At 70.7% G+C, this 24,338-nt stretch carries 22 protein-coding genes; 13 read left to right on the top strand and 9 right to left on the bottom strand.

The genetic code is table 11. The features are described 5' to 3' along the window. Positions 1–40: 40 nt before the first annotated feature. The 6 genes from ABGB14_RS09575 (at position 41) to ABGB14_RS09550 (ending at position 7,675) form a co-directional block, all read left to right on the top strand. A complete protein-coding gene (locus tag ABGB14_RS09575; RefSeq protein WP_347643225.1) occupies positions 41–1,543 on the top strand; it encodes a hypothetical protein in 1,503 nt (500 codons plus the stop codon). A 264-nt stretch (positions 1,544–1,807) separates the two neighbouring features. Then, complete coding sequence (locus ABGB14_RS09570; RefSeq protein ID WP_347643224.1) at positions 1,808–3,388, top strand: LCP family protein; 1,581 nt, start codon at positions 1,808–1,810, stop codon at positions 3,386–3,388. 174 nt (positions 3,389–3,562) lie between these two features. Then, the gene (locus ABGB14_RS09565; RefSeq protein ID WP_347643223.1) at positions 3,563–4,816 is read left to right on the top strand and encodes an acyltransferase family protein; all 1,254 of its coding nucleotides are present in this window, start codon (positions 3,563–3,565) and stop codon (positions 4,814–4,816) included. Between the two features lie 56 nt (positions 4,817–4,872). Next, on the top strand, positions 4,873–5,862 hold the full coding sequence (locus tag ABGB14_RS09560) for a glycosyltransferase (protein ID WP_347643222.1): 990 nt from the start codon (positions 4,873–4,875) through the stop codon (positions 5,860–5,862). Between the two features lie 174 nt (positions 5,863–6,036). Continuing rightward, positions 6,037–6,801, top strand: coding sequence for an alpha/beta hydrolase (locus ABGB14_RS09555; protein WP_347643221.1), 765 nt, complete (start codon positions 6,037–6,039; stop codon positions 6,799–6,801). Positions 6,802–6,961: 160 nt separating this feature from the next. Further along, positions 6,962–7,675: an acetoacetate decarboxylase family protein gene (locus ABGB14_RS09550; RefSeq protein ID WP_347643220.1), complete on the top strand. Its 714-nt coding sequence runs from the start codon at positions 6,962–6,964 to the stop codon at positions 7,673–7,675. Positions 7,676–7,677: 2 nt separating this feature from the next. Here ABGB14_RS09550 and ABGB14_RS09545 read toward each other — a convergent pair whose 3' ends face one another. From ABGB14_RS09545 to ABGB14_RS09520, 6 genes are all read right to left on the bottom strand, one after another. Beyond that, positions 7,678–8,562, bottom strand: a complete 885-nt coding sequence (locus ABGB14_RS09545; protein WP_347643219.1) for a glycosyltransferase — start codon at positions 8,560–8,562, stop codon at positions 7,678–7,680. A 187-nt stretch (positions 8,563–8,749) separates the two neighbouring features. Next, positions 8,750–9,517, bottom strand: coding sequence for a CDP-alcohol phosphatidyltransferase family protein (locus tag ABGB14_RS09540; RefSeq protein WP_347643218.1), 768 nt, complete (start codon positions 9,515–9,517; stop codon positions 8,750–8,752). Beyond that, entirely contained in the window at positions 9,495–10,535 is a 1,041-nt protein-coding gene (locus tag ABGB14_RS09535; protein WP_347643825.1) for an iron-containing alcohol dehydrogenase family protein, read from the bottom strand. The genes ABGB14_RS09540 and ABGB14_RS09535 overlap by 23 nt, the downstream gene beginning before the upstream one ends. Before the next feature lie 27 nt (positions 10,536–10,562). Then, on the bottom strand, positions 10,563–11,297 hold the full coding sequence (locus ABGB14_RS09530; RefSeq protein WP_347643217.1) for a phosphocholine cytidylyltransferase family protein: 735 nt from the start codon (positions 11,295–11,297) through the stop codon (positions 10,563–10,565). Positions 11,298–11,425: 128 nt separating this feature from the next. Then, entirely contained in the window at positions 11,426–12,034 is a 609-nt protein-coding gene (locus tag ABGB14_RS09525; protein ID WP_347643216.1) for a DUF5941 domain-containing protein, read from the bottom strand. An 11-nt stretch (positions 12,035–12,045) separates the two neighbouring features. After that, positions 12,046–13,470, bottom strand: a complete 1,425-nt coding sequence (locus tag ABGB14_RS09520) for a CDP-alcohol phosphatidyltransferase family protein (protein ID WP_347643215.1) — start codon at positions 13,468–13,470, stop codon at positions 12,046–12,048. A gap of 112 nt (positions 13,471–13,582) precedes the next feature. Between ABGB14_RS09520 and ABGB14_RS09515 the strand changes: the two genes are divergently transcribed. Both ABGB14_RS09515 and ABGB14_RS09510 read left to right on the top strand, forming a co-directional pair. Then, positions 13,583–14,857: a bifunctional cytidylyltransferase/SDR family oxidoreductase gene (locus ABGB14_RS09515; protein ID WP_347643214.1), complete on the top strand. Its 1,275-nt coding sequence runs from the start codon at positions 13,583–13,585 to the stop codon at positions 14,855–14,857. 26 nt (positions 14,858–14,883) lie between these two features. Continuing rightward, the gene (locus ABGB14_RS09510; RefSeq protein WP_347643213.1) at positions 14,884–16,617 is read left to right on the top strand and encodes a CDP-glycerol glycerophosphotransferase family protein; all 1,734 of its coding nucleotides are present in this window, start codon (positions 14,884–14,886) and stop codon (positions 16,615–16,617) included. A 6-nt stretch (positions 16,618–16,623) separates the two neighbouring features. On the opposite strand, the gene ABGB14_RS09505 is transcribed toward ABGB14_RS09510, so the two are convergent. Further along, positions 16,624–17,640, bottom strand: coding sequence for a glycosyltransferase family 2 protein (locus ABGB14_RS09505; protein ID WP_347643212.1), 1,017 nt, complete (start codon positions 17,638–17,640; stop codon positions 16,624–16,626). A gap of 82 nt (positions 17,641–17,722) precedes the next feature. Between ABGB14_RS09505 and ABGB14_RS09500 the strand changes: the two genes are divergently transcribed. The 5 genes from ABGB14_RS09500 to ABGB14_RS09480 all read left to right on the top strand — a co-directional run bounded on the left by ABGB14_RS09500 (position 17,723) and on the right by ABGB14_RS09480 (position 22,162). Continuing rightward, a complete protein-coding gene (locus ABGB14_RS09500; protein ID WP_347643211.1) occupies positions 17,723–19,156 on the top strand; it encodes an LCP family protein in 1,434 nt (477 codons plus the stop codon). A gap of 35 nt (positions 19,157–19,191) precedes the next feature. Continuing rightward, positions 19,192–19,539 (top strand): STAS domain-containing protein, encoded by a 348-nt coding sequence (locus ABGB14_RS09495; protein WP_347643210.1) that lies wholly within the window; start codon positions 19,192–19,194, stop codon positions 19,537–19,539. 82 nt (positions 19,540–19,621) lie between these two features. After that, positions 19,622–20,467, top strand: coding sequence for a GNAT family N-acetyltransferase (locus ABGB14_RS09490; RefSeq protein WP_347643209.1), 846 nt, complete (start codon positions 19,622–19,624; stop codon positions 20,465–20,467). Continuing rightward, positions 20,464–21,303, top strand: coding sequence for an LLM class flavin-dependent oxidoreductase (locus tag ABGB14_RS09485; RefSeq protein WP_347643208.1), 840 nt, complete (start codon positions 20,464–20,466; stop codon positions 21,301–21,303). The genes ABGB14_RS09490 and ABGB14_RS09485 overlap by 4 nt, the downstream gene beginning before the upstream one ends. 127 nt (positions 21,304–21,430) lie before the next feature. Beyond that, positions 21,431–22,162 carry a hypothetical protein gene (locus ABGB14_RS09480; protein ID WP_347643207.1) on the top strand — a complete coding sequence of 244 codons (732 nt, stop codon included), beginning with the start codon at positions 21,431–21,433 and terminating at the stop codon, positions 22,160–22,162. A gap of 7 nt (positions 22,163–22,169) precedes the next feature. On the opposite strand, the gene ABGB14_RS09475 is transcribed toward ABGB14_RS09480, so the two are convergent. Next, positions 22,170–22,991, bottom strand: coding sequence for a hypothetical protein (locus ABGB14_RS09475; protein WP_347643206.1), 822 nt, complete (start codon positions 22,989–22,991; stop codon positions 22,170–22,172). 155 nt (positions 22,992–23,146) lie between these two features. Beyond that, a complete protein-coding gene (locus tag ABGB14_RS09470; RefSeq protein ID WP_347643205.1) occupies positions 23,147–24,286 on the bottom strand; it encodes a hypothetical protein in 1,140 nt (379 codons plus the stop codon). Positions 24,287–24,338 lie beyond the last annotated feature (52 nt).

The raw sequence follows: 24,338 nt of genomic DNA, 5'->3' as shown, positions 1-24,338 counted from the left end.
CCGGGTGTCGGCCGGGTGTCGGATCGCGCACCTCTGCGGCGTGCCGGAGATTCGGGAGGACGTACGGGTGATGTCGGAGGCTCGTGCGGAGGCGCCCGCGCCGGCCCGCCGGGGCAGGCGGCGTCTCCCGCGCGACACCCGCCGCCGGGTCCAGCGGTTGACACGGCGGCACGGATGGTTCCTGGCCGTGCTCGGCCTCGGCACGGCCCTGCGCGTCCTGGCGATGGCGGGTTACCGGCCCGCCCTGTGGTTCCCCGACACCTACACCTACATCGTCACCGTCTTCCACCCGCGCCCCGACCTGGTGCGGCCGGCGGGCTACTCGATGTTCATCAAGCTGCTCGAGCCGCTGCACTCCTTCGCCGCCGTCACCGCCGTGCAACACCTGCTCGGGCTGGCCACCGGCGTGCTCGTGTACCTGGCTGCGGCGCGCCGCGCCGCCCACCGGGCGCCCCGGTGGGCGGCGACGCTGGCCACCGTCCCCGTGCTGCTGGACGCGTACCAGATCGAGCTCGAGCACCTGCTGGTCGCCGACACCCTCTTCATGTTCCTGGTCGTGGCGGCCGTCTCGCTCAGCATGACGCGGCGGCCCGCCACGGTCGCCGCCATCGGCCTGCTGCTGGCCGCCGCCGTGCTCACCAGGACGGTCGGCCAGCCGCTGATCGTCGTGCTGGCCGGCTGGTTCGTGTTGCGCGGGCGCATCCGTCCTGCCGGGGTGCTGCTCGCCGCCGCCCTGGTGCCGCTCGTCGCGTACGGCGCCTGGTTCCACGCCACCTACCAGCGGGTCGGCCTGGTGGGCGCGAACGGCGCCTTCCTCTACGCCCGCACGATGTCGTTCGCCGACTGCGACAGGATGGACCCGCCGCCCGATCTGAAGGTCCTGTGCGACCCGCGCCCGCCGGAGCGGCGCCCTCCCTCCCAGGAGTACATCTGGGCCAAGGACGCCCCCCTCGTCCTGCAGCCGGGGATCACCTTCACCCAGGAGAACGACGAGCTCGCGGCCAGGTTCGCGGCGCTGGCGATCACCACCCAGCCGCTCGACTACGCCGCCTCCGTGCTGGGCGAGCTGGGCCGCACGTTCGTCTGGGGCCGCCCGGTCTATCCTGACGCCGAGATTTACGGCTACTACGAGTTTCCGGTCAGCGAGCCAGGCCCGCCTGGCCGTTATCCCGCACAGGTCGGCGCCGAATATGCCAAGCTCTACGAGCAGGGTGCGATCGGCACGAAGATCGTCGAGCCTTATGCCGGATGGCTGAGGGCCTACCAGAGCGCAGCGCGGCTGCCCGGCCCGGTGCTTCTGGGGGTGCTGCTGGTGCCGCCGGTGGCGGCCGTCGCCGGGTTCCGGCGCAGGCGGCGGGGCCGGCCTCGCGCGGGGGCTCCGGCCTGGCTGGTGCCGTGGTCGGCGGCCGTCGTGCTGCTGGTCACACCGGCCGCGGCCGCCGAGTTCGACTATCGCTACGTTCTGCCGGCCGTACCTCTGGCCTGCCTGGCGGCGGCCCTCAGTCTCAAGCCTGATTCGCTGCGACGAGAACCCGGAGGGTGAAAAGAGTTTGGCGATGATATTCCACCCAATGTCCGGCTCTGAGTATGCTTTGCCGCGAAAACGTCACACCCGGGTCACGACCGTCGCCTACGATCATGGCCACGGGCACGCCGCACGTGTCCTACTCTCGTTGCCCGGAGCGACCAAGCCGGCGCGTCAGGCGCAAGAAGTGAGGCTAGGGGGCGTATGAGCGACTACAGGGGCGCGCCAGTAGCCGATTTTCCGCACGAGCGTCGAGGCGCTCACTCCCCGCCGGGCAGCAGGATGGCCCGCAGAGCGGCGGGCTCCGCGCCGCCTCCTCCCCCGCCTCCTGACGACGACCGGCCACCCCGCGGCCACCGCGGCGGCGGCGGTGGTCAGGGCGGCAGGATGCGCGTGCTGGCCTGGGTCAGCATCGGCGTCACCTCGCTCATGGTCGCGGGCGCGCTGACCGGCTACGTCGTCTACCGCGACGCCTTCGGCAACATCAAGCAGAAGAGCATCAACGACGACATCATCAACCCCCGACCCGTCGACACCGGCGCGCTCAACGTGCTGCTCGTGGGCTCCGACACCCGCGCGGGCGAGGGCAACGCGAAATACGGCCAGGAGACCGCCAGGCAGGCCGACGGCGGCGGCAAGCGCACCGACACGATCATCCTGCTGCACATCTCCCCCGACCGCGACCAGGCCCGGCTGATCAGCTTCCCGCGCGACTCGATGGTGCAGATCCCGAAGTGCAAGAACGAGACCACCAAGCAGGAGATGCCGCCGCGCCGTGACATGATCAACTCGGCGTACAACTCGGGCGGCGTCGCGTGCACGATCTCCACGCTCGAGACCCTCACCGGCATCCGCGTCAACCACTTCGTCGAGGTCGACTTCAGCGGCTTCAAGAACATCGTCGACGCCCTGGGCGGCATCGAGATCTGCCTGAAGTCCGGCGTCAACGACAAATCTTCCAAGCTGGTGCTGCCGCCCGGCAAGAGCCTGCTCAACGGCGAGAAGGCCCTGGGCTACGTACGCCTGCGCAAATACGGCGACGGCAGCGACCTCCAGCGCATCAAGCGGCAGCAGATCTTCCTGAGCAAGGTCATCGCCAAGGCCACCAGCAGCGAGCTCATGACCGACGTCGGCAAGCTCAGAAACTTCATCGCGGCCGCCGCCGGCTCGGTCACCATGGACCCCGCGCTCGCCAACGACACCGAGAAGCTCATCTCCATCGCCATGAGCACGAAGCAGCTGACGGCGAAGGGTGTCGAGCTCACCACGGTCCCGGTGTTGCCCGACCCGGAGAACCCCGAGGCCCGCGTGATCTGGAGGCAGCCCGACGCCGAGAAGCTGTTCACCGCGATCAAGACGGACACCGAGGTCACCGAGCCGTCGCCGTCCGCCAGCGCCAGCTCCAGCTCCAAGCCCAAGGTCACGCCCAAGCCGGAGCAGGTGCGGGTCCAGGTGCTCAACGGCACCAAAACCCAGGGCAAGGCCGGCGAGGTCGCCGCCCAGCTGGCCGAGCAGGGCTTCAAGGTGGTCGAGGTGGGCAACTACGAGGCACCGGGCGGCGCTACCCTGCCCAAGAGCGAGGTCCACTACGCCAAGTCGATCGAGACGGCGCCCGACTACGCCGGCGTGCTGGCCAAGGCCGTCGTGCCCAAGCCCTCGCCGGCGTCGGGCAAGGTCAAGGCGACGAATGCGCAGCCGTACACGTCGACGACGACCAGCACCGGCGGGGCCAAGCTCAAGGGCACGCCGGTGATCCAGTTCGTCATCGGCGAGGACTTCGACTCGGTCAAGGTCAGCAAGCTGCCCGACAGCGTCGAGCAGAGCTCGATCAACGCGTCCGAGCAGAAGAACGTGTGCACCTGACGCTCCAGGTTGCCTGTGTAATCGGGTCATATCTCCCGCGTGAGGGACAGCACCCTTGAGAGCGGGATAGTGTGTTGCGGGTCGGCGACGCAGCGCGACACGGGGCCGCAAGGCCGTCCGCGTCGTGCTGCCGTCGTGTTCCCCGGCCCCGAGCGAAGCTGAGCGACTCCCCCAGTGTCTGACACCAGATGGTCCCCACCCGTCACGACCCCGCGGAGCCCCGACGGCGAGGACGGGCCCGCCGACACGGGAGCCCGATGGCCGCTGCCGGAGGAGACCTTCTGGAGCGAGGCCACCGACCCGCACGGCGTGCCCCCCGGCGAGCGCACCGCGCCGCAGCCGGCGGTGCGGGCCGATCGTCCCGTGGTCACGGCGCCCGCCGCGCAGCCCCAGGCGCAACCGCAGCCCAAGCAGCAGGCCGAGCAGCCGCCCAAGCGCAAGCGCGATCCGTTTCTCGACAACGTCAAGTTCATCCTGATCGCGCTCGTGCCGCTGGGCCACTCGCTGGTTCCGACCCTGTCGGCTGACTCCTCCAGGTCGCTGTACATCTTCATCTACACGTTCCACATGCCGCTGTTCGTGCTGATCAGCGGCTACCTGTCCAGAAATTTCTGGAACTCCAACGCGAAGACCAACAAGCTGGTCGACACGTTCCTCGTCCCCTACGTGATCGTCGAGGTCGGCTACGCCGCGCTCCGCTTCGCGCTGGGCCAGAAGTGGAGCCTGACGATCATCGACCCGGCGTGGCTCAACTGGTATCTCCTGGCGCTGCTGTTCTGGCGCCTGTCCACGCCGGTGTGGAAGCGCATGAAATACCCCGTCCCCGTGTCGATCGCGATCTACCTGTTCGCCGGGTTCTCGCAGATCTCGGGCGACTTCAGCATGGATCGCTTCTTCGGCCTCCTGCCGTTCTTCGTCATCGGCCTCGTGATGCAGCCGGAGCACTTCGAACTGCTCAACCGGCGCTGGATCAAGATCGTCTCGGCGGTCACGGTGCTCGGCGCGGCGGCGGTGGCCATCTACATCGCGCCCAAGGCCCCGCTCGGCCCCTTCTACTACAAGAACAGCTACCAGGACCTCGACCTGTCCTGGTACATGGGGCTCGGCCTGCGCGTCGGCCTGCTGGTGTGCGCGCTGGCCCTGTGCTTCGCCGTGCTGGCGCTGGTGCCCAGGAAGGAGACCTGGTACACCGACCTCGGCACCCGCACGCTCTACTGCTACCTGCTGCACGGCATCCCCGTCCTCATCGCCAAGGACCAGGGCTGGCTGGACTTCCCGTGGCTGTACGGGCCGCTCGGCGTGCTGGCGATCACCTTCAGCTCCTTCGCCCTGGCGATCGTGTTGTGCCTGCCGGAGACCCGCACGGTCTTCAAGTGGGTGCTTGAGCCCCGCCTGACCTGGCTCTACCGGCGGCCATCCCGAAGTTAAGCAGCCGTTCGGCCCGCATTAACGCCTTTGACCTGGTTAGCGCCGAGCATCGACACATGCGCGCATGTGTCGCCACGACCGTCCATCATCCCGAGGACGCCCGGATCATGCACCGGCAGATCCGGGCGCTGCTCGACGCGGGCCACGAGGTGACCTACGTCGCGCCGTTCACCTACTTCAACGTGACGCCGGCCATGGGGCTCGCGGCTGTCGACGTGGCGTACCACGCGTCGTCGGGCCGGGCCCGCGCGGCGCTCAGGCGCGGCGTGCAGGACGCGGACCTCCTGCTCGTCCACGAGCACCGGCTGCTGCGCACGCTGCCCCACCGGCGCCCCCCTGTCGTCTGGGACGTACGCGAGCAGGTGGCCCCGGCGCTGCTCGCCCGGGCGGGACGCCGGCACCGGGTGATCACCCCCGCGGTGGTCCCCGAGGCGACCCAGGTGTCGGCCGGACCGCCTCCACCCGGCGACACCAGGGTCGTGCACATCGGCCGCCTGTCGGCCGAGCGCGGCGTGACGGAGCTGATCGGGCTGGCCGAACGCCTCGTCCCGCACGGGATCAGGCTCGACCTGATCGGCTCGGCGGCCCGCGACGTGCGGCCGCTGCTGCGCGACGCCCAGCGCGTCGGCCTGCTCGACTGGTACGGCTACGTGCCCAACCGGCACGCCCTGCGCATGGCCGGGGGCGCGCTGGCGGGCCTGTCGCTGGCCGCCGGCACGGTGCCGGCGCCGCCCACCAAGATCATGGACTACATGGGCCGAGGGCTGCCCGTGATCACCACCCCGCAGGGCGCCGCGCTGGTCGAGCGGGCCGGCTGCGGCCTCGTGGTGCCCCTCGACGTGGACGCCGTCCTCAACGCCGTCCTGGACCTCAAGGAGAGTCCGGCACGCCGGCTCAAGCTGGGCGCGCTGGGCCACGCCGAGGCGCGCCTGCGCCACCACTGGCCGGACCACGCGCAGGACTTCGTGCGCCGCGCCGAGTCGTGGGCCGGCCTGACCGCGCACGCGCCCGCCCCCGTGCCGGTGGGACACTCACATCACACCTAGTGCCGCGACCCGAAACGATCAGCGCGTTGGCGCGTGGGGCGCTCCGCGGGCGTGACCATGGAAAGCCGGGCGGCATGGCCGAACGTGCCGGGCGGCGGGAGACCAACCGGCGGCTGCCCGACCGCCCGGATAATTGACTCGCATCGTCAGCGGGAATGCCGATGTAATCCGGCCATGCGCATCGCCTCAGAAACCGTCGCTGACGGCATCCGCGAACAGCTCTTCACCATCGGAGACATCCCCGGGGTGCTCTGGACGCCCGCCGAGGGCTCCGGTCCCCGTCCGCTGGTCTTGATCGGGCACGGCGGCGGCCAGCACAAGAAGGGATGGGAGGTCGTCTCCCGGGCCTTCCCCTACGTCACCTCCTGCGGCTTCGCGGTCGCCGCGATCGACGCTCCAGGCACCGGCGACAGGCCGGAGCACCCGGAGATCCGGCGGCTCGTCGCGCTCATCCAGGAACGAGAGGCCGCGGGCGAGCCCTTCCGGTCCGGCCCGGAGTGGCCCGCCCTCAACGAAACCGTGGCGGCGCAGCTCGTACCCGACTGGCAGACCACTCTGGACGCGCTCCGGAAACTGGACTCCGTCGGCGACGGCCGGCCCGTCGGGTACTACGGCCTGTCCCAGGGCGGTGAGATGGGCATCCGCCTCGTCGCGGCCGAACCCCGGATCACAGCTGCCGTCCTCGGCCTCGTCGGAAGCGAGTGGCTCATCGACACCGCGGCGCGGATCACGATCCCGGTCGAGTTCGTGCTGCAGTGGGACGATGAAGGCAGCCCGCGGGACTCAGTCATGAAGCTGTTCGACGCGCTCGGCTCCGCCGAGAAGACCCTGCACGCCAACCCCGGCGGCCACTTCCGGGTCCCGTCCTTCGAGATCGACAGCTCGATCCGCTTCTTCGCCCGGCACCTGGGCAGCCCTGGCCCCGCGAGCAGCTTCTGACACCACCGGCGCCACGCCCACGCGCGGTCCGTCGCCAGTGCCACGCGCGCTTCCGCCGCCGCCCGCGATCACGCCCACCGGACGATCGTCTCCGGTCACAGCACCGGACGGCACCCGAACGGGAATGGTCACACGGCCTGCCGGTTGATGTACTGGAGACATGGCAACGCATCTGATCCACGGCCGGACGGTCGGCATGCCGGTGCGGGTGCGGGACGCGGAGATCTGCGGCGCCTTCTACCCGGTGCGCGCCGACGCCGCCAGGGCGGTCATCGCCTACTCCGGGCTCGACGTCGCCGAGGTCCTGCCGGGCAAGGCTCTCTGCGTGCTGCTGTTCGTCGACTACCGAGACGGCGACCTCGACGCCTACCACGAGTTCGGCATGGCGTTCCTGGTGCGCCCGCCGGGCGCGTCGGGGCCCATGAGAGCGGCCGACCTGTCGAAGGCCGGGATGTTCGTGCACTGGCTGCCGGTCGACCAGCACTTCACGCTGGAAGCCGGGCGCACGCTGTGGGGGTTCCCGAAGGAGCTGGCCGACATCGAGTTGCGGCTCGGCTCGCCGTACAAGCGGTGTGTGCTGCGCAAGGACGGCAGGCTCGTGCTCGACATGCTGGTCAAGCCGGGCGTGCCGGTGCCGGGCGCCACCGTCGTGGCGCCGCTGGACGCGTACACGCACCGGGAGGGCGTGACGCGGCGCGTGCCCTGGTCGGTGCGGGCGCGCGGCGCCAGGGTCCGCCCCGCCGGGGCGCTGATCCGCCTGGGCAACCATCCCGTCGCCAAGGAGCTGAGCGAGCTGGGCCTGCCGAAGCGGGCGTTGTTCAGCATGAACGTCTCGCGTGCCGAGATGGTCTTCGGCGCGGCCCAGCAGGCCTGAGCTCAGACGATCGGCGGGCGGCCCAGCTTGACCATGCGCCAGGCCGTACGCCAGGCCATGGGACGGCGCTCGCCGGCGGAGGTGCGCAGGCCTTCGAAGAAGCCGGCGAACCAGGCTTTGAGCGCGCCGCCCGAGCCGCGCTCGCGCACGATGGTGAGGACGACCCAGTTGGTGAGGTAGAGGAACGCCAGCGGCCACGGCAGGTTGCGCCGGGCCAGCCAGACCCGGTTGCGGGCGTTGAGCCGGTAGAACTCGGTGTGCCGCGTCGGCGGCACCTGCGGGTGGTACATCACCGTCTCGGCGTCATATTCGATGCGGTAGCCCTCGCCGAGCAGCCGCCATGCCAGGTCGGTCTCCTCGTGCGCGTAGAAGAACCGCTCGGGCAGGCCGCCCACCTGCAGGAAGGCCGAGCGCCTGATGGCCGAGGCGCCGCCGAGGAACGTCGTGACGGGCGACGAGCGCTGCGGATCGCCCGCGCGCAGGCGGGGGACGTGACGCCGCTGCCCGATGCCGCCGTCGGGGTCCATCACCCGGAAGGAGATCACCGCGAGGTCGGGCTCGGTGGCGAAACGGTCGCGTACGTGGGCGACCACTTTCTGGCTGGCATACCAGCCGTCATCGTCGAGGAACAGCACGACGTCGCCCGAGCACTCCTCCACGCCGCGGTTTCGCCCTGCGGGAATGCCGGTGTTCTGGTCGAGCCGGATCGCTTTCACGATCGCGGACGACCCCTCGGGTGGCGTCGCCGACACCTCGGGCACGTCGGCGCCATTGCCTACGATCACCACCTCGACGTCGCCGTCGACCTGGTTGAGCGCGGACTCGACCGCCCGGTTCAGCTCCGCGACCCGGTTGCCCATGGTGAGGATGACGCACGAGATCTTCAACGAATCATCGTCCTGACGCGTTGAGAGCACGGGCGGAGCATTCTTTCATGATCACCGAGTCTGCTGGTCTGCATCGTTTGGGATATGGGTGGAGCTAAGCGTATCGGAACCGTCAGTGAACCCCCACCGAACGGCGGACGTCCGATCAATACGACGGACGAGGGGCCCTTCCGGTTCCGACATGAGATCACGCAAGTCGCCTCGATGCCAGGATGCTGACCAAATGCAGGACAACCTGTAGGCAGGCGGCGACGAAACAGGCGACGAGCAACACCCTGGTGGGAGTGAGATCGCCGATCGCCAGATCGATCACCGCGGTCGCCAGCGCGAGCAGCGACAGCTCCACCGGCTGCACGATGCGGTGGAACTTCGTCGCCGACAGCACCCGCCTGCCCAGCCCCAGCAGCCCGGAGCGGAACTGGCCCACGGACGCCTCGGTCGCGGCCGTCAGCCCGCCCTTGGCCCGCGCCACGTCCACGAGGTCGGTCTCGGCCTTGATGAGGATCGCGCCCAGCGCGGCGCCGACCCCCAGCACGGTGTACCAGTCGGGCAGGACGGCCGAGGCCCGCCAGCCCAGCCCGGCCAGCAGCGCCGCCTCGGTGAAGTAGGCGCCGACGCGGTCGAGATAGACGCCGACCAGCGAGGTCTTCCCCGTCCAGCGGGCCAGCTCGCCGTCGGAGCAGTCGAGCAGGAGGTAGACCTGGATGAGCAGCGCGGCGAACAGGGCCGCCCAGAGCCCTGGCAGGGCCAGCACGACGCCGGCCACGATGCCGGCCAGCGTCATCACCCACGTGAGCTGGTTGGGCGTGACCGACGTCTTGGCCATCAGCCACGTGACGTAGATGGACATCCTGCGCATGTAGAGGACGCCCGCCCAGTGCTCGCCGTTCTTGCGCTGGAGGTGGCCCTCGGGCTGGGCGACCCGCCGCAGCTCAGCGACCGAAGGCCCGGACATAGTCCTCCACCCGATCGTGGATCTCGGAGTCCTGCATGCGCAGGTGCTCCAGGATCGTGTAGCGGCCGGGACGGGTGGCCGGCGCCAGCGCGACGGCCTCGGCGAACTGCTGGCTGGACAGCCCGATGTCGGCGGGGACGATCGGCAGCTCGTGCCGGCGCAGGCAGTCGGTCACCTGCGCCACGCGAGCGTCGTCCTGCCTGAGGAAGAAGCAGAAGGCGGCACCGATGCCGGCGAGCTCGCCGTGGTTGGAGGTGCCGGGGAAGAGCTGATCCACGGCATGAAGGATCTCATGGTCGCCACCGCTCGCGGGCCGGGACGAGCCCGCGATCACCATCGACATGCCGGACAGGATCAGCGATTCGGCCAGCACGGTGAGGAACGCGTCGGACTCGATGGAGTCGGCCCGCCCGATCAGCGCCTCCGCGGCCGTGCGGGCCATGGAGCAGGCCAGCCCGTCGATCGGCTCGCCGCGCTCGACGTTGCCCAGCTGCCAGTCCTCGATCGCCGACAGGTTGCTCACCACGTCGCCCACGCCCGCCCGGACGAGCTGCTTCGGCGCGTTGTGCACGAAGTCGAGGTCGACGAGGATCGCCAGCGGCATCGGCACCCCGAACGTGCCCTTGCCGCCGTCGTAGACCAGGGAGGCGGTGGGCGAGCAGATGCCGTCGTGGGCGAGGTTGGTGGCCACGGCCACCATCGGGATGCCGGCGAGCGACGCGGCGTATTTCGTCGCGTCGATCGTCTTGCCGCCCCCGACGCCGACCACGACTTCGTAGGCGCCCTTGCGCAGGTCGGCGCCGAGCGAGACGGCCGCCTCGACCGTGCCGGCGGCCACCCTGAAGATCTCGGCCTCACCCAGCGTGGGCGCTATCAGGCTTTCGATGTGGTCGCCCTGGCCCGGCCCGACGGCCACGGCGACCCTGCCGGAGGTGGCCACGCGGCTGTCGGCCAGCAGCGCGCCGAGCTCCGCCACCGCGCCGCGCCTGACCTGCATGGTCAGCGGCGTCGGCAGCATTCTCGCTAGAAGCGGCATCGCGCCCCCTCAGTAGCGCACGGCTATGGTGCGGGCCTTCGCCAGGTCGTCGTGGTTGTCCACCTCGACCCAGTCGACCTCCCCGATGGGCGCGGCGTGGATCAGCTCGCCGCGCCCGACCATCTCCTGGTAACCGTCCTCGTAGTAGAGCTGCGGGTCGCGCTCGAACGTCGCCTTGAGCGCGTCGGCCAGCCGCTCGGCCGCGCCCGGCCGGATGAGGGTGGCGCCGATGTACTCGCCGTAGGCCTCGGCCGGATCCATGAGCTTGGTGATGCGGCGCAGCGCGCCCTCCGGCGAGAGGGTGACCTTCATCTCCTCGTCGGCGAGCTTTTTCACGTTGTCGACGGCCAGCAGGATGTCGCTCGTCCCGGGCGCCGACAGCAGCGTCTTCTCGACCGAGACCGGGTGCACGGTGTCGCCGTTGACCAGCAGCGCGCCCTGGGCGAAGTAGTCGCGCGCGCACCACAGGGAGTAGGCGTTGTTCCACTCCTCGGCCTTGTCGTTGTGCACGAGGGTGAGCTTGACGCCGTGCCTGTCCTCCAGCTCCTCCTTGCGGTCGTGGACGGCCTGCGCCGCGTAACCGACGACGACCACGACCTCCCGCAGGTCCACCTCGGCAAGGTTGCGCAGCGAGATGTCCATGATCGTGGTCTCGCCGTCGACCGGCACGAGCGCCTTGGGCAGCGTGTCGGTGTACGGCCGCAGGCGTCGTCCGGCCCCGGCGGCCAGAACCATTCCCAGCAACGTGCACTCCTCAGTCGTAACGTGCGGCGGGGCACTGGACGCGACCCGCGTTTGGGGGCGGGTCGTTGGACGCGCCACCGTAGGCCCAAAGGTTAGTTCCCTTTCGGCCTACGGTGGGCAATCTGGCATCAGTCTTGTGTTCCCGTTTCCGCCGCTTCCGCCCCCGCCTGGGGTGCGGCCAGCCAGCAGGTGAGGCTCTCCCAGCCGAACAACGCCCACAGGTAGAGCGCGAACAGCACGTAGCCGCCGGTCAGCCAGCCCGTGAGGGCGACCAGCGAGACCACCATCATCCGCCCGTCCCAGCCGAGGCCGAACGTGGACAGCCAGGCCGGCGCGTAGACGCGCTGGCGCAGCCGGTGGACCAGGTCGTAGTGGTGGAAGGCCAGCGCGCCGAGCAGCAACGTGATCAGCACGGGGTGCACCCCGTGGGCGAACCCGCACGCCGCGATGAAGGTGTATTCGATGACCCGCAGGATCGGCGGCACGAGCCAGTCGAGCCGGCCGTCGTGCGCGTGGCTGCTGCCCGGCCCGGCCAGCAGCAGCGTCACGGCGGGCGCGAACACGGCGAGCCCGTCGGACCCGGCCACGCCGAGCACCAGCAGCACCCCGGTGACGAACGTGCCCGCGATCACCGGGGGCAGCGGCGGGAGCTGCCCGGCCACGAGCAGGCCCATGGCCCGCGCGAGCGGGCCGTCGTCGCGGTAGGCCACGACCGTGCTGCTGGGGACGGGTGCCATGTGAACCGATGTCACCGTGCCGACCTCGCGATCCGTCCGCAGAGCTGGTAGAGGGCCGCCACGCCGCCCCAGCACAGCAGCGACAGGAACGTGACCTTGGCGTTCCAGCCGGCGGCGGTGATGGCGATCAGGGCGGTGCGCTCGCCGATGGGCAGCACGATGATCTTCTTGAGCCAGCGCGCCGCGGTGTCGCGTTCGAGCCGCTGGGCGAGGCCGAGCACGCCCCTGGCGCGGCGGGCGTCCTCCGACTCCAGCAGGGAGCGGGCGGGCCGGCCCCAGGCGGCGCCGACGCGGGCGGCGTCGGCCACGGCCCCCGCGTACGTGTAGTCGACGGCGTGCCGGACGATCTGCAGGATCATCGCGGCCACCGCGAGGTACCAGATGCGGGGTCCGGCGTACCCTGCGGCCAGGCCGATGTAGACGACGTATTCCTTGAGCCGGTCGGCCATGCCGTCGGCCCACGCGCCGAGCGGGGAGAACGTGCGGGTGTAGCGGGCGAGCTGCCCGTCGAGGCAGTCGAGCGCGAACGACAGGTAGAGCAGCACCGCCCCGGCCAGCCGCGCGGCCGGGGTGCCGGCGGAGAACCAGACGGCCGACAGCAGCGCCAGGCCGACGGAGACGCCGGTGACGGTGTTGGGCGTCAGCCTGAGCGTGGCGGCCGGCCTGATCAGGTGGCGGGTCCAGGTGGAGACGAAGTAGGTGGCGAAGAAGCCGTCGTCGTGCTTGACGGCGGTCTCGACCTTGACCTTGGCCTCGTCGACCTCGGCCAGCTTGGCCAGGGCGGTGTCCGCGGAGATCTGGCCGGTCACCCGGTCGGCGTGCAGCGGCCCGAGCGTCGCCGCGCGTACGGCCACACCCGATCGGACCAGCCCGACGAGCAGCAGGTCGACGGCCTCGACCGGGGTGACGGGGCCGAGGCGGCCGGTGTCGGCCAGCTCGGCCAGCTCTTCGGCGATGTCGGCCAGCACGCCGAGGTCGGCCTCGGCCGCCTGGAGCACTCCCCTGAACGTGGCGTTCGCCTCGGGGACCAGGTGGAACGAGCTGCCCGCGGCGACGACCTTGCCGCCTTCGACGCGTACGGGCGGCCGGAGCGGGGCCGCGGCCGTCTCCCGGCAGACCAGCGCGCCGGTGTCGTGGGCCGGGTGTTCGAGCAGCAGCGCCAGCGCCTCGGTGTGGATCACGAGGTCGCCGGGCAGCACGGCGACGGCGCCGGTGGCGGTGCGGGCGATCTTGGCCACTCCTCGCAGGTCGGCGCCGAGGCCGCCGCTGGGGGTCACCACCTGCACCTCGCGCACCGGCAGCGTGGCGAGCTGGTCGCTGAGCCGGTCGAGCAGTGTGCCGTCGGCGCACGAGAGCCCGCATGCCGGCGTCGTGGCGAGGACCACGGCCGCGGCATGAGGGCTGGTCGTGCCACCTCGCGTCATTGAGTCGGGCAAGGCACAGGTCTCCTCCCGGTCGGGTCGGGAGTGCGTGGGCACGCGAGTGCGTAGGCACAGCGTAGCGAGAGGTCAACGCGATATCACGGACCAGGACCGTTAGGCTCGCGGTATGACGTCACGGCTGCGGTCGGTTGGGGTGCTCCTCGCGGGCGGCGTGGGGCAGCGGTTCGGGCATGACACGCCCAAACAGCTCGTCGAGGTGGCCGGGCGGACGATCATCGAGCACTCGCTGGCGGCGTTCGAGCGCGCCCCCGAGATCGACGAGATCGTGGTGCTGATGACGCCGGGGCACGCCGACCGGGTGCGCGAGATCGTCGCGCGGGGCGGCTACGGCAAGGTCAGCCAGGTCGTCGACGGCGGCGCGAGCCGCACCGAGAGCACGTGGCGGGCGCTGCGGGCGCTGGGCACGCAGGAGTGCAACGTGCTGCTGCACGACGCCGTGCGCCCGCTGGTGGAGCCGCGCATCATCGCCGAGTGCGTCAGGGCGCTGCGCGAGCATCCCGCCGTCAATGTGGCGATCCCGAGCTCCGACACGGTCCTGGTGGCCGAGCCGACGCCCGGCGGCGAGGTGATCGGCGAGGTGCTGGACCGGGCGCGGCTGCGGCGCAGCCAGACGCCTCAGTGCTTCCGGCTCTCGCTGATCCGCGAGGCCTACGAGCGGGCGATGGCCGATCCCGGTTTCGGCGAGCGGCCCGCCACCGACGACTGCGGCGTGGTGCTGCGCTACCTGCCCGACGTTCCGATCCACCTGGTGCCGGGCAGCGAGCACAACATCAAGGTCACCCATCCGGCCGACCTGCACATCGCCGAGCGGCTCTTCCAGCTCGCCGCCAGGGTGCCGGCGGGCGATCCCGGAGGGCTGGACGGGCGGAGCGTGGTGGTCTTCGGCTCCGCGGAGATCGCGGAGCTGGCCGCCGCCCGCGGCGCCCGGGTGCACGCCTTCTCCGAGGCTGACGGGGTGCGCGTCGACGACGCCGGTGCGGTGGCCAAGGCTCTCGACGGCGTGGGAGAGGTCGACCACGTGGTGAACGCGGCGGTCGCCGGCCACGCGGGCGGGCTCGCCGAGGCCACCGTCGAGAGCGTCGCCGACGCGGTCAGCGTCAACCATCTGGGCGCGCTCACCGTGGCCCGAGCCGCCCGCCCGCATCTGCGCGGCAGCCTGCTGCTGCACAGCCCGCCCGGTTCCGGGGCGCTGCACGCGGCCTCACGGGCCGCGGTGGCCGGGCTCACCCGGGCACTGGCCCACGAATGGGCCACTGACGGCATCCGGGTCAACTGCGTCAATACCGGCACTTCTCCGCACCTGATCGCGCAGACCTCGCTGGACATCCTCATCTCCGACCTATCAGGGCAAGTCATAGAGGCAGGCGTGGACGGCGCTTGACCTGAAGCTTGTTACCGTGCGATCACATGAGGAGACTCATCGTGATCGCGGCACTGCTCGGCTGCTACCCCGTCCTGCTGGCGTCGGCCCTGTGGCCGGCGCCGGTCTTGTTCGGGGCCGTCGCCGCGGCCTCCTACCTGGTGGAGCGGGTGGCTCCGCGGGCCGGCAGGCCGCTGCCCGACCTGCTGTGCAAGGTGCACCTCGGGCTCACGCTGCGCTTCGCGGCCAGGGAGACCATGGCGCTGCTGCTGGTGGCGCGGACGGCCGGGCCCGACTCGCCCTGGTTCCTGGGGATGGCGGCCAGCGTGTTCGCGATCCACGTCGTACGGGCCGGGCACGCCGGGCTGGCCCTGCGGCTCAGGCAGATGCTCAGCCGGATGCCGGTGACGACCCGCAACCTCGACGTCTCCGCGCTGCGCATCCCCAAGCTGCCGCCCCGCTTCCTGCGCGACGACCGCAGCGTGCGCTTCCTCTATCTCGACGCGCTGCCGGTGCTCGGGGCGGCGTTCGACGCCAGGACGGCGGCCCTGGGCGCGGGCCTGGCCGTCGCGCTCGGCGCCGCCGGCACGCTCGCGCTCATCCCGTACGTACGGCGCGCCGCCCCGCTCACCGACAGGGCGAAGGTCATGGAGGTCGTGGGCAGGCAGGTCGAGAAGTACCGCCCCGAGGTCATCCTGTACTTCTCCGGCGCCCCCGCGGCCGCCTACCAGGCCAGGATGTGGCTGCCCGTGCTCGAACGCATCGACAGGCGCGCCATCGTCGTGCTCCGCGAGCGCGGCATGGCCGCCCATCTGGAGCCGACCACCCTGCCGATGTTGTGCTTCCCGTCGTCGGCCGACCTGATGAGCTTCCGCGCCCTGACCGCCGCCAAACTGTGCCTGTACGTCTCCAACGCCGGCCGCAACGTCCACATGCTGCGCATCCCGACCCTGCGCAGCGCGTTCCTGAACCACGGCGACAGCGACAAGGAGGCGTCGTTCAACCCGTTCTCCCGGGTCTACGACGAGGTGTGGGTGGCCGGGCCGGCGGGCCGCGACCGTTACCGGCGTGCCAGGGTCGGGGTCAGGGACGAGAACATCCACGAGGTCGGCAGGCCGCAACTCGAGGGCATCTCGACGGAGGGGCCGGGGCTGCCGTACCGGACCGTGCTCTATGCCCCCACCTGGGAGGGCTGGAGCGACGACCTGCTGCACACGTCGCTGATCAGCATGGGCCCGCGCCTCGTGCGGGCCCTGCTCGACCACCGTCCGCGCCTGCGCGTGATCTACAAGCCGCACCCGCTGACCGGTCACCGCGACAAGAGCGCCCTCCGGGCGCACAGAAAAATCGTCGCCATGATCGAGGAGAGCGAGCTGGCCACGTCGAAGGCCAGGCACCCGTCGGCGGCGGCCGGCGAGGCGCCGGCGATCAGGCATCTGATCGTCACCGGCTCCGAGCCGCATCTCTATGACTGCTTCAACGAGTGCGACATGCTCGTCACCGACATCTCCAGCGTCGTGGCCGACTTCCTGGCCAGCGAGAAGCCGTACGCGGTGACGAACGTGGCGGGCCTGCCGGAGCAGGCCTTCCACGAGCGTTACCCGAGCACCGAGGCGGGCGAGCTGCTCGGGCAGGACCTGGCCGGGCTGGCGGACTTCCTCAACGGGAAGGACACGCTGGCCCGGGCCAGGGTCAAGCTCAGGAGCTATCTGCTCGGGCCGGAATATCCCGACGCGCTGGCCCGCTTCAACGCCGCCATCGAGCGGGTGCTCGCGGGCTGAGTGGCGTCACCGCGGCGGCCTGGCCAGCTTCTTCGGGCTGGTGAGGAAACCCCAGCCCCAGGAGCAGTGCATGGTGGCGTACACGATCGGCAGGCGCAGCTTCGCGGCGGCCGGCAGACCGCTGCCCGTCAGCGCCGAGCCGGCCACGATGGCCAGCGCGTAGCCCCCGGGGACGACCAGCGCGAGCGGGAGGACCGGCGAGGCGACCAGCGCGAGCAGCATGGCCAGCACCGCGGCGGGCGGCGCGAGGTAGCGCAGGTTGATCGTGCCCTCGTGGGTGCGCGCGACCACGCGCCGCCATCGGCCGTAGTGGAAATACTGCCGGGCCAGCGCCTTGACGTTGGGCCGCGGCCGGTAGGAGACCCGCATGCGCGGCTGGAACCACACCAGGCCGCCGCTCTGGCGGATGCGGTGGTTCATCTCCCAGTCCTGGGCGCGCTGGAAGTGCTCGTCGTAGCCGCCCACCCGGTCGAGCGCCGAGCGCCGGAACACGCCGAGGTAGACGGTGTCGGCCGGGCCCGCCGTGCCGCCCACGTGGAAGGCGGCGGCGCCCACGCCGATCTTGGAGGTCATGGCGCAGGCCACGGCCTGCTCGAACGGCGTGACGCCCTCGGCCGCCATCACGCCGCCGACGTTGTCGGCGCCGGTCTCCGCCAGCGTCTCGACCGCCACGCGCAGGTAGTCGGAGGGCAGCATGGCGTGCCCGTCGACTCTGGCGATGATGCCGTTGCGTGACGCGGCGATGGCGGCGTTGAGCGCGTTGGGAGTGCGGCCCGTGGGGTTGGGCACGACGGTCACCCGTGGATCGGCCGCCGCGATGGCCTCGGCGACCTCCTGGGTGCGGTCTTGGGAGGGACCCACGGCGAGGACGACCTCGATCTCACCGGGGTAGCTCTGGGCGAGGACCTGGTCGACGGCCTCGCGGAGATGCCGCTCCTCGTTGAGGACCGGCATGACGACGGAGATGGGGGGCCAGGCACGCGTCTCCGCGGGAGCGTGCGGCGAGTCGGGGAACTGCTTCATGGCGGGGCTCACGCTACTGTACGAGCAGGGGAGGAGGGCAATCGAAAGCCCGATCCTCCGGCGTGAACAGAGGGGGACGTGCATGCGCGAGCCGGGCGAGGAGGACGCCGGTGTGCTCGTGGGCGGAGACGCCTATGGCGGTGTCAAGCTCGCACCCGGCCGCACCCGCAGGCCGCTGAAAAGCGCCAGGGCCCGCCGTCGCAACGTGCTGATCGCGGGTTTCCTGTCCACGTGCGTGCTGGTCACGACCGGCGTGGTGTGGGCGACCCCGCGCCAGATCGGCACGGTCGACGCGGGCGTGACCGCGTCCTCCTCCCGCGGCGCCGAGAACATCCTGCTGGTGGGGGTCGACAAGCGCGACGACCTGACCCGCCAGCAGCAGAACCGGCTCAAGCTGGGCCGCGAGTCCGGGCAGCGCACCGACACCATGATGGTCATCCACCTGTCCGAGGACCACCGCACGGTCACGGTGGTGAGCCTGCCGCGCGACACCTGGGCGACGGTCCCCGGCAAGGGCGACCACAAGATCAACTCGGCCTACCAGTTCGGCGGGCCCAAGCTCGCCAGGCAGACCGTCGAGTCCGTCACCGGGCTGCAGATCAACCGCTACATCGAGGTCAACATCCTCGGCTTCATCGACGTCGTCGACTCCCTCGGCGGGGTCACCGTCTGCACGCCGGTGCCGATCAAGGACCAGCGGATCGCGCTCGACCTGCCCGCCGGCACCCACAAGCTCGACGGCGTCCAGGCGCTCGGCTACGCCCGCACCCGCGCCACCGCCCGTTCCGACCTCGACCGCATCGACCGGCAGCAGCAGGTCATCTCCGCATTGCTCAACCGGGCGCTGAGCGCGGGCACGCTGGCCAACCCCGGCACGCTGGCCTCGTTCGTCAACTCGACGCTGAGCACGGTCAAGGTCGACCCCGACGACGGGCTGATCGGCCTGGCCACCCAGCTCAGGGACGTCTCGCTGGAGGACGTGAAGTTCGCGGAGGTGCCGCTGGCCGACGTCGACTACAAGACGCCCACAGGAGAGTCCGCGGTGTTGTGGGACAAGGCGGCGGCCCGCGACATGTTCTCCAGGATCGACGCCGACCGCGACCTGGCCGCGCCCACCCCGTCGGCCACTCCCTCGGCCAAGCCGTCGCCCATCCCGCCGGAGAGCGTCTCGCTCAGGATCAAGAACGGCACGCTGATCAACGGTCTCGGCGCCCGCACCAAGGAGGCGCTGGTCGCGTACGGGTTCAAGGTGCCCGGGCAGCCGGGCAACACCAGGCAGCACGACTACGAGAAGACCGTCGTGCGCCACGGCAAGGGCCAGGAGGAGGCCGCGCGGGTGGTGGCCGACGCCATCCCCGGGTCCGAGCTGCGCGAGGTGGACATCAACGGCATCGAGCTGATTCTCGGCAGCGACCAGCCGAAGGTCCGGCAGAAGGGGTCGAAATCCATGCCGACCGCGAAGCCGAGCGTTACACCCTCCACCAAAACGGCAATGCAGAACATATGTAAGAAATAGACATATCTTTCTGCAGGTCGGGACAGGTGAGGCCCATGGTGGTCAGACAGTGGCGGGAGGACCGCTGCACGGTCGTCCACATCGCAGGCGACCTTGACGTGGCAGGGGCTCCGAGGCTGCAGGCCGAGCTGGAGCAGGCGATGGCCGCCGCCGAGCCGCTCCAACTCGTCATCGACCTGACCGGGGCCCCCTTCTGCGACTCCGTCGGCCTGGGCGTGCTGGTTTCCACGTACAACCAGGTCCACCAGCGGCACGGCCGCCTGATCCTCGTGGTCGGCCCCGGCATGATCCGCCACCTGCTGACGATCACCAACCTGGACCACCATTTCGAGACCACCGAATCGCTCGGCGAGGCGCGCACGGCCCTCGACGACGCCGCCTGACCCGCGGGCGGTCTTGATCCGCGGCAGGCGTGCGAGAAGATGTCATCGTGGGCACGCCCAGCGGGAGCCCCCCTTCGCGCGCATGGAGGCCTTCACGTTGTTCGACCAGTTCCCCGAGCCTGCCCGCTCCCAGCTGGTGTCCGCCTTCGAGGAGGGCAGGACGCGGCCCGAGTGGTGCTTCACGGAAGGGCAGGCCCGCCTCGCCTACTGGGCGCCCTTTCCCGGCTCCGGACCAGTGATCACCTGGCAGTTCGACCCCGGGCCCGACCCCGTCGCCGCCGCCGGCCTGGTGCGCCGCAGCCTGGCGGAGATGGGGCTGAGCAAGATGATCCACGACATCCCCCTCAGACCCGGGCTCTCCCCTGTCGTCGACCGCGCCGTCGAGCACGAGGCCCTGACCCTGGCCGGCTTCACCATGGAGGTCGAGCGGCTCATGCTCGAATGGGCGGCGGGCACCGACCTGCCCGACGACCCCGGCCGGCTGACCTACCGCCCCGCGCGCCGCATGGACCCGTCATACGTGCTCGACATCCTCATCCGCGTGTCCGAGGGCTCGCTCGACCACGACACCCAGGTCGAGGTGGCCACCGTGGGAGCCGAGCGCGAGGCCCGGTGGATGTACGACGACCTGATCAACCGCAAGGCCAAGCCCGACTGGTTCGTCATCGGCTGTCTGGGCGACGCCCCCGTCGGGCTGGTGGTTCCCGACGACCACTCCATCGCCTACATCGGGGTGCTGCCCGAGCACCGCGGCCACGGCTACGTCAACGACCTGCTGGCCAGGGGCACCCGCACGCTCGCCGAGGCCGGCGTGCCGCGCATCGTCGCGGCCACCGACGCCGCCAACGTCCCGTCGGCCGGCGCGTTCCTGCGCGCCGGATACGCGGAGGTCGGCCGGCTCTTTCGCTACTACTGGAGAGCATCATGAGACTTGGCGTCATGTTCGACCGGGACCTGCCGCCCGAGCAGCTGATCCCGTTCGCCGGAGAGCTCGACGGCACCGCCGTCGACGACCTGTGGGTGGTGGAGGACCTCGGCTGGACGGGCGGCGTCTCGGCGGCGGCCACCGCACTCGCCGTCACGTCCCGGCTGCGCGTCGGCATCGGCATCACCCCCGCTCCCCTGCGCAATCCGATGCTGCTGGCGATGGAGCTGGCCAATCTGGCCCGCATGCATCCCGGCCGGCTGGCCGCCGGCATCGGTCACGGCGTGCCCGCCTGGATGCGCCAGGCCGGCGCCGCCGTTGCCTCGCCGCTGTCCCTCCTGGAGGAGACGATCACGTCCGTACGCGCGCTGCTGCGCGGCGAGACGGTCACCCTGCACGGCCGGTCCGTGCACCTCGACGGCGTGTCGCTGGTGCACCCGCCGGCCGAGCCGCCGCCCGTGCTCGCCGGGGTGAAGGGACCGCGCTCTCTGGCGTTGTCGGGACGGGTCGCGCAGGGCACGATCGTGCCCGAAGGCATCGGTCCCGCGCAGCTGCCCGGCGTGCGGTCGCAGATCGGCGGCGGCGCGGATCACGAGCTCGTGGTCTTCACCTACCTGCACACGGGGGCCGGCGCCGCCGAGGCGGTGGAGGAGACGGTGGCCGGGCAGGCGGAGTTCCTGGGGGTCTCGCCCGCGGACGTGGTGATGGCGACCGGGACACCCGACGAGGCGGCGGCGCAGGTCAAGAGCATGTGGGCGGCGGGCGCCGACACGGTCGCGGTGCGCCCGCTGGGGGCGGACCCGCTGCGCCACGTCAACGCGCTGCTGTCGGCTCTCTGACGCGATCCTTCAGCCGGCCGTTCGACGCGGCCGGGGAGCGCCTTCGGCCGAATGGCCGATGGGCTACAGGAGGCGGTCGGTCCTCCGGCCGATGGCGGGCGAGCGGCGTTCGGCCACCATCGTCCGCATGAGGCACATCACAGTAGCGGCGGCCTGCGCGGCGGCCATGGCCCTGGCCGCGACGGGCTGCGGCGTGGAGCTCGACGCCGCGGAGGTGCGCGCCACGGAGTCGTTCGTCTTCACGGGCCCCGAGTTGGGAATCCGGTCGTCGCTGGGCGGCGTGCGCGTGCTCCAAGGAGCCGGAGGGCGGGTCGAGGTGGAGCGGTGGGTGCGCGGCAAGGCCGCTGACGAGGGCAACGCCACCTGGTCGCTGCGCGACGGCACGCTCCGCCTGAGCGCCGACTGCAACATGATCGTGGGCGACTGCGGCGCCCGCTACCACGTCCGCGTCCCGCCCGGCGTACGGCTGTCGGTCGAAGCGGCCGACGGCGTCATCCTCAAGGGCCTCGCCCAGGACGTGGACGTGGTGAGCCGCGACCGCATCCAGGTGTCGGGCGCCTCCGGACGGTTGCGGCTGCGCAGCGAGGGCTCGATCACGGCTGAGGGCCTGACGTCGGACGCGGTCAGGTGCCGGACGGTCGACGGGCAGATCGACGTGGCGTTCGACCGCCCGCCCGCCGACCTCGACCTGCTCTCACGCGAGGGCAGGGTGACCGCGAACGTGCCTTCCGGCTCGTACGCGGTCACGGTCACGAGCAAGGAGGGCCGCGAACGCACCACGGTCACGCGCGACGCCGGGAGTTCCCGCACCATCGTCGCCCGCAGCGGGTCGGGGGACGTCCGCGTCCTCGCCAGGTGAGCGTGCCCTACTCCCAGATGGCGGTGTACCTGCCGTTCTCGGCGTTCACCTGGACGGGGTGCAGCCCTCGCTTCTTGAGGGCGTTGAACCGCTTCTGGTAGCCGGCCGCGGACATGTCGATGTAGTGGGCCCAGGACTTGCGCCCGTCCTTGCGCCACACGGCCGCGTACGTGCCGTCGGGCGCCACCGCCACCTTGACCGGCCGGTAGCCCTGACTCTTCTTCGCGTAGAACTCCTCCTTGTGGCGCTCGCGCGACATGCCGTAGGTGTACTTCCAGGTTCCGCCGGGGTTGGGGGTCCACACGCCCACGTAGCGGATGTCGCCGGGGGTGCCGTAGGCGTCGACGGAGGAGAGCGCCAGCCCCTGCGCCGCGGCCTCCTTGTTGTAGGCGCCGAACTGTGCGGGCGTGAGGCCGTGCTTGGTGAGGAACTTTGTGCTCTTGCGCTCCCAGATGGCGGTGAAGAGGGGTGCGTCGGCCGGCCCGGTCGCCGAGACGGAGACGGGCTGCGCGCCTTCCCGCATGCCCGCGTCGAACTGGTGCTGGAACTCGCGGGACGACATGCCCTGCCAGATGCCCCATCCCGACGAACTGCCCTTGATCCACACGGCCGCGTAGCGCTCTCCGTCGGAGATGTTCACCGTGATCGGCCGGTAGCCGCGGCTCTTGAGCGTCTTCACGTGCATCACGCTCTGCGCCGGGGTCGCGTTGTGGTACGCCTGCCACGCCGGCGCCGCCTGGGCTCCGGCCGCGGGGGCTACGGCCACGGCCGGAGCGGCGAGCCCGGCAACCACGGATGCGACGACTGCGATCTTCCTCTTGGTCTGCATGACCCTCCCCGGACAGGATTTTTTTACCAGGTTTTTAAGACAAGGTAAGACCATAACAGGGGATACATGCTGACCGCTGGCGAGTGGTGTGAGCCGCGACAAGCGTGGACGCCGGGTTAAGCGCCGGTTCGTCCTCGGTCAAGAGAGCCGCAGGGTCAACCGACCTTCGCGAAGGGCGTCGGCACCTGGCCCGTCCAGCGGTGGAGCTCGGCGTGCCCGGTGTGCTTGGTCTCGCCGTCCTCCGTGATCGTGCCGGCTCTGGAGGCATAGTAGCGGCCCCGGCCGAGCGAGATCAGGCCGTACTCGCCGGTGAACTCCCACCCACGCACGCCCGACTCCTCGTGCTCCAGCCCGCCCGGCGCCAGGGTGAGCAGGTTGCCCTGCTCGGGCTCCGGCTGGCCGACGATCTCGCCCTTCCTGGGCTGCTCGTCGCCCTTCACCATGAAGAAGGGGTAGTTGGGGAACTGCGGCTTCTTCCCCTTGTACACGGCCATCATCCAGTTGCCCGTGTGGTCGTCGTACTCCAGGTTCTGCACGCCGTAGGTGGTGTTGCCGGTGTAGACGAAGTATTTCCCGTCCACCTGCTCGGGGCCGCTGGTGTGCGGGTCGCTCTCGGTGAGCGGCTTCTCGTACTTCTTCCACCGGCTGATGTCGTACTGGAGGAGGACCTGGTGGTCGTTGTCCTCCCTGCCGACGTGGGAGTAGACGCCGTACGCGACGGTCAGCCGCTCCTTGCCGTGCTTCTTGCCGAACTCCGGCCCGAACGACACGCCGTCGATGCCGCTGCAGCCGTACCTGTGGTCGGGGGTGTCAGCGATGTTGCCGTCGAACTTGCCGTCGCCGTTCATGTCGGCGACGTAGTCGTCGACGACCTCCTTGAGGTACACGGTCCTGACCACGTCGGTGGTCTGCGCGTCCATGTTCATGCTGGTGATGCGGTCGGCGTCGAAGATGGCGATGTAGAACGACTCCTGCTCCTTGTACTCCAGGGAGCCGTACACCCGCCCGTCCCTGGCGTTGAAGTCGAGGTCGCCGAGATGCCCCGTGAAGCCCGTCACCGAGCCGACCGGGTTGCCCTTGAGGTCGGTTTTGACGAGCAGGTTGGTGAAGGAGAAGTACATGTACCCCTTGCGCTGGTCGATGGCGATGCCCTGGACGTGGCCGGCGGTCCAGGCGCCACCGTAGATCTCCTTCGGGAGGTCCCGGGGGCGGTCGGCGGGGGTGGCGGAGACCGCGGTGGAGAGCAGGCCGAGAGTGGCGGTGGCGGCGAGGGTGAAGGTCAGGACCTTGCGCATGTTGCAGTACCCGTTTCCGATTAAGGATCAGCCCGAAACCAGAAGGTATACC

Source organism: Nonomuraea sp. B10E15 (assembly GCF_039871615.1).
In the GTDB taxonomy this organism is placed as follows: Bacteria; Actinomycetota; Actinomycetes; order Streptosporangiales; family Streptosporangiaceae; genus Nonomuraea.
This window is presented reverse-complemented; position numbering and strand designations above follow the sequence as displayed.